This is a genomic window from Streptomyces pathocidini (assembly GCF_001418495.1).
Lineage (GTDB): Bacteria > Actinomycetota > Actinomycetes > Streptomycetales > Streptomycetaceae > Streptomyces > Streptomyces pathocidini.
In genome coordinates, this window is sequence record NZ_LIQY01000351.1 from 1 (window position 1) to 4319 (window position 4319).

At 73.4% G+C, this 4319-nt stretch carries 3 protein-coding genes; all 3 read right to left on the bottom strand.

The window, feature by feature from the left end; all coding sequences use genetic code 11:
• Window positions 1-247 precede the first annotated feature (247 nt).
• The 3 genes from AOK16_RS17010 to pyrE all read right to left on the bottom strand — a co-directional run bounded on the left by AOK16_RS17010 (window position 248) and on the right by pyrE (window position 4247).
• Window positions 248-1891, bottom strand: coding sequence for an MFS transporter (locus AOK16_RS17010; protein WP_240483613.1), 1644 nt, complete (start codon window positions 1889-1891; stop codon window positions 248-250).
• A gap of 582 nt (window positions 1892-2473) precedes the next feature.
• A complete protein-coding gene (gene fbaA / locus AOK16_RS17015; RefSeq protein ID WP_055473093.1) occupies window positions 2474-3496 on the bottom strand; it encodes a class II fructose-bisphosphate aldolase in 1023 nt (340 codons plus the stop codon).
• 214 nt (window positions 3497-3710) lie between these two features.
• Window positions 3711-4247 carry an orotate phosphoribosyltransferase gene (gene pyrE / locus AOK16_RS17020; protein WP_055473094.1) on the bottom strand — a complete coding sequence of 179 codons (537 nt, stop codon included), beginning with the start codon at window positions 4245-4247 and terminating at the stop codon, window positions 3711-3713.
• Window positions 4248-4319 lie beyond the last annotated feature (72 nt).

The following is a 4319-nucleotide window of genomic DNA, read 5'->3' on the forward strand; positions in this document are numbered from 1 at the left end:
TGACGTGCCACCGCGCTCCGGACAGAGGCGGGGACACAACCGGTCCCCCCCTCGGCACCGTCCCAGCCGCCACCGCGGTGGTCACCCACCGCCGCGGCCGGAGGCGGCCCTGTGAGCCGCCCGCGGGCAGACCAACGCCGGTGGCCTCACCCCGCCGCTCGTGGTCAGACCAACGGCCGGTGGCCCTCAACCTCGGGGCCCTGACTGCGGAAGTCGGGCTTTGCGGTCTCGGTGGGGGCCGGTGGCCTCAGCCTTGGGGGCCTGGTCCGTCCCGCAGGCCGGCGCGGCCCTCGCCCGGCGGCAGGGGCCCCGGCTTCGATTCGGGCGGTGGGCCACCGCCCCGGGTCGAGGGCGGGTCCTCGCGCGGGGTCGAGGGCAGGTTCTCGCCCAGGTTCAGCGGCGGGTTCTCGCGCGGGGGCAGCGGCGGGTCCTCGCCTGGGTTTAGGGGTGGGGACGTGACCGCGCAGTGGGTTCGGCACTCGGCGTGGCAGGGCTGGGGCTCGCCCTCGGCGGGCGGGGCCAGGGCCTTGGGGCGGACCGTGAACCAGGCGATCAGGGCGCCTGCCACCAGGACGCCGGCGCAGATCGGCATCGACCGGCGGAACGTCGGGTCGAAGGCCGCCGCCGAGCGGTACGCCTCAGGGCCCGAGCCCGCGAGCAGCGGCAGGGCCGCGACCGCGATCAGCCCGGCCGCGCGCGCCACCGCGTTGTTGACGCCGCTGGCGAGCCCGGCGCGCCCGACGTCCACCGAGGCAAGGACGGTGGCGGTCAGCGGCGCGACCAGCAGCACCATGCCCGAGCCCAGCACCAGCAGCGCGGGCAGGATGTCCGTCCAGTACGACGCCCCGGCCCCCGCCCGCAGCATCAGCAGCATCCCGGCCGCGCACAGCAGCGGCCCGACGGTCAGCGGGATGCGCGGGCCGATCCGCTGGCCGAACTCCCCCGACCGGGCCGACAGCAGCAGCATCAGCAGCGTCGTCGGCAGCAGCGCCGTACCGGCGGCGAGCGCCGAGTAGCCCACGACTACCTGCAGTTGCAGCACGGACAGGAAGAAGAACCCGCCGAAGGCGGCGTACACGCACAGCGTCACGGCGTTGACCGCCGTGAACTGCCGGGAGGCGAAGATCCCCGGCGGCAGCATGGGATCGCGCCGCCGCCGCTCCAGCCGTACGAACGCGGCGCCCAGCAGCAGCCCGCCCACCGCCGCCCCCACGACCATCGGCGACGCCCCGTGCTCCGGCGCGCCGATCAGCGCGTACGTCACCCCGCCCAGCGACAGCGCGCCCAGCACGGCGCCCGCGGCGTCGAACCGCCCGTGCGCGGACGGGTTCCGCGACTCGGGTACGTGCCGCAGCGCGATCGGGACGCAGACCGCGGCCACCGGCACGTTCAGCAGGAACACCCAGCGCCAGCCCGGCCCGTCGACGAGCCAGCCGCCGAGGAACGGCCCGACGGCCGCCGCGACGCCGCCGAGCCCGGACCACGCGCCGACCGCCCGCGCCCGGTCGTCCGGGTGGAAGGTGGCCTGGATCAGCGCGAGGGAGCCGGGCGTGAGGAGGGCCCCGCCGATGCCCTGGAGGGCACGGGCGGCGATCAGCACGGTGGCGTTGGGCGCGAGCCCGCAGGCCAGGGAGGCCAGCGCGAACCACACGATGCCGAGGACGAACACCCGCCGCCGCCCGAACCGGTCGCCCAGCGCCCCGCCCAGCAGGATCAGCCCGGCGAGGGTGAGCATGTACGCGTTGACGGTCCACTGGAGGACCGCCAGGTCGGCATCGAGGTCGGCGCCGATGCGCGGGAGGGCCACGTTGACGACCGTGCTGTCCAGCATCGCCATCCCCGACCCCAGCACGGCCGCGAGCACCACCCACCGCCCGGCGGCCTGCCCCATCCGGACGCCCCCGGCCCGGCCGGAAGCGGTCTCGGCGGGACCGGGCCCGGCCGAAGCGGGGGACGCCTGGGCGGACCCACCCTCAACAGCCCCCTCAGCAGCCCCGGGCTCCCGCCCGGGCCCGTCCGCGGCTCCACGCGAGGCATCGCCCATGGCTCGATGATCCCTCGCCCCGCCGGGAACGGGCCAACCCGGCCGGACCGGGACCGTGCGAAACCGCCGGCAGCGGACGCCCGTACGTGTCGGGCTCGCCCCTTCCGGGCAGTGGCCGGTGCGCAGGTGCGATGTCTACGGGCGATGTCGACGGGCGCAATGCCGACGGGGCACTTCTTGGGGGTACTTCTTGGCGACGACGTACGCGACGACGTACGCCGCCCCGGCCAGGGCGACCGCGCCGGTGACCACGCGAAACGGGCCCGGCGCCCCGCCGAAGCGAGGTGCCGGGCCCGGAGGAACCGCGTCCGGGAAGCGCTCCCGAAGGGACCGCGCACCAGACACGCTCCCGGAGAAACCGCGTACTCGACGCGTTCCCGGAGCGACCGCGTACAGAGACAGCGACCGCGTACGAGACGCGCGCCGCGCCTACTTCAGGTGCGTCCCCGTGGACCGCAGGTCCGCGCACGCCTTGGTGACGCGCTCGGCCATGCCGGCCTCGGCGAGCTTGCCCCAGCTGCGCGGGTCGTAGGTCTTCTTGTTGCCGACCTCGCCGTCGACCTTCAGCACACCGTCGTAGTTGCGGAACATGTGGTCCGCGACCGGGCGCGTGAAGGCGTACTGGGTGTCGGTGTCGAGGTTCATCTTCACGACGCCGTTCTCCAGCGCGGTGCGGATCTCCTCCTCGGTGGAGCCGGAGCCGCCGTGGAAGACGAAGTCGAACGGGTCGGTCTTGCCGTGCTTGGCGGCGATGCCGTCCTGGAGCTCGCGCAGCAGATCGGGGCGGAGGACGACGTTGCCCGGCTTGTAGACGCCGTGCACGTTGCCGAAGGAGGCGGCCAGCAGGTAGCGGCCCTTCTCGCCCAGGCCGAGGGCCTCGGCGGTGCGCTCGACGTCGGAGACGGTGGTGTACAGCTCGTCGTTGATCTCGTGCGAGACGCCGTCCTCCTCGCCGCCGGTCGGGGTGATCTCGACCTCGAGGATGATCTTCGCCTTGACGGCCTCGGCGAGCAGCTCCTGCCCGATGGCCAGGTTCTCGTCGAGCTTCTCGGCGGAGCCGTCCCACATGTGGGACTGGAACAGCGGGTTCTGCCCGGCGGCCACCCGCTCCTGCGACACGGCCAGCAGCGGACGCACGTACGTGTCGAGCTTGTCCTTCGGGCAGTGGTCGGTGTGCAGGGCGATGTTGACGGGGTACTTCTTGGCGACGATGTGCGCGAACTCGGCCAGGGCGACCGCGCCGGTGACCATGTCCTTGCTGTACTGCCCCCCGAGGAACTCCGCGCCACCGGTGGAGATCTGGACGATGCCGTCGCTCTCCGCCTCGGCGAAGCCGCGAAGGGCCGCGTGCAGCGTCTGCGTCGAGGTCACGTTGATGGCCGGGTAGGCGAACTTGCCTGCCTTCGCCCGGTCGAGCATCTCGTTGTAGACCTCGGGGGTTGCGATGGGCATCTGTCCGCTCCTTGTGATGTGCGGGTGTTCCGGTTGGTCGGTGCTGGCCTGACCCAGGGGGCGACGTCATCGTCGGGGCCTATCTTCCCAGACGCGGACGATTGGTCCACCCAGCCATCCGGAGACGGGCCGGCGGAGGTTTCACGTGAAACCTCCGCCGGCCCGCCCGAATCGGGAACGCACAGGTCAGAAGCCGTACGGAACCTTCAGCACCTCAGAGACCGAGGTCCGGCAGGCCGTACGCGGTGATGTACCGCAGCCCGGCCTCCCTGATCGCCGACTCGGCCCCGCGGTCGACGATCGTCGCGACCGCGACGACCTCGGCGCCCGCCTCGCGCGCCGCCTCGACGGCGGTCAGCGGCGAGCCCCCGGTGGTGGAGGTGTCCTCGACCACCAGCACCCGGCGCCCCTTGATGTCCGGGCCCTCGATGCGGCGCTGCATGCCGTGCGCCTTCTGCGCCTTGCGCACCACGAACGCGTCAAGCGCCCGCCCGCGCGCGGCGGCGGCGTGCAGCATCGCGCTCGCGACCGGGTCGGCGCCGAGCGTGAGCCCGCCCACGGCGTCGAAGTCGAGGTCGGCGGTCGCGTCGAGCATGACCTGGCCGACCAGCGGGGCGGCCTCGGCGTCGAGCGTGATCCGGCGCAGGTCGATGTAGTAGTCGGCCTCCTTGCCGGAGGAGAGGGTCACCTTGCCGTGCACCACGGCCTTGTCCTGGATCTGCCGCAGCAGGGCGTCACGCGCTTCGCTCATGGACCTGAGCCTAAGCCGTCCGCTCCGTACGGCGGCACACCGCTCCCCACCGCTCTATGGAGCTCCATAGAG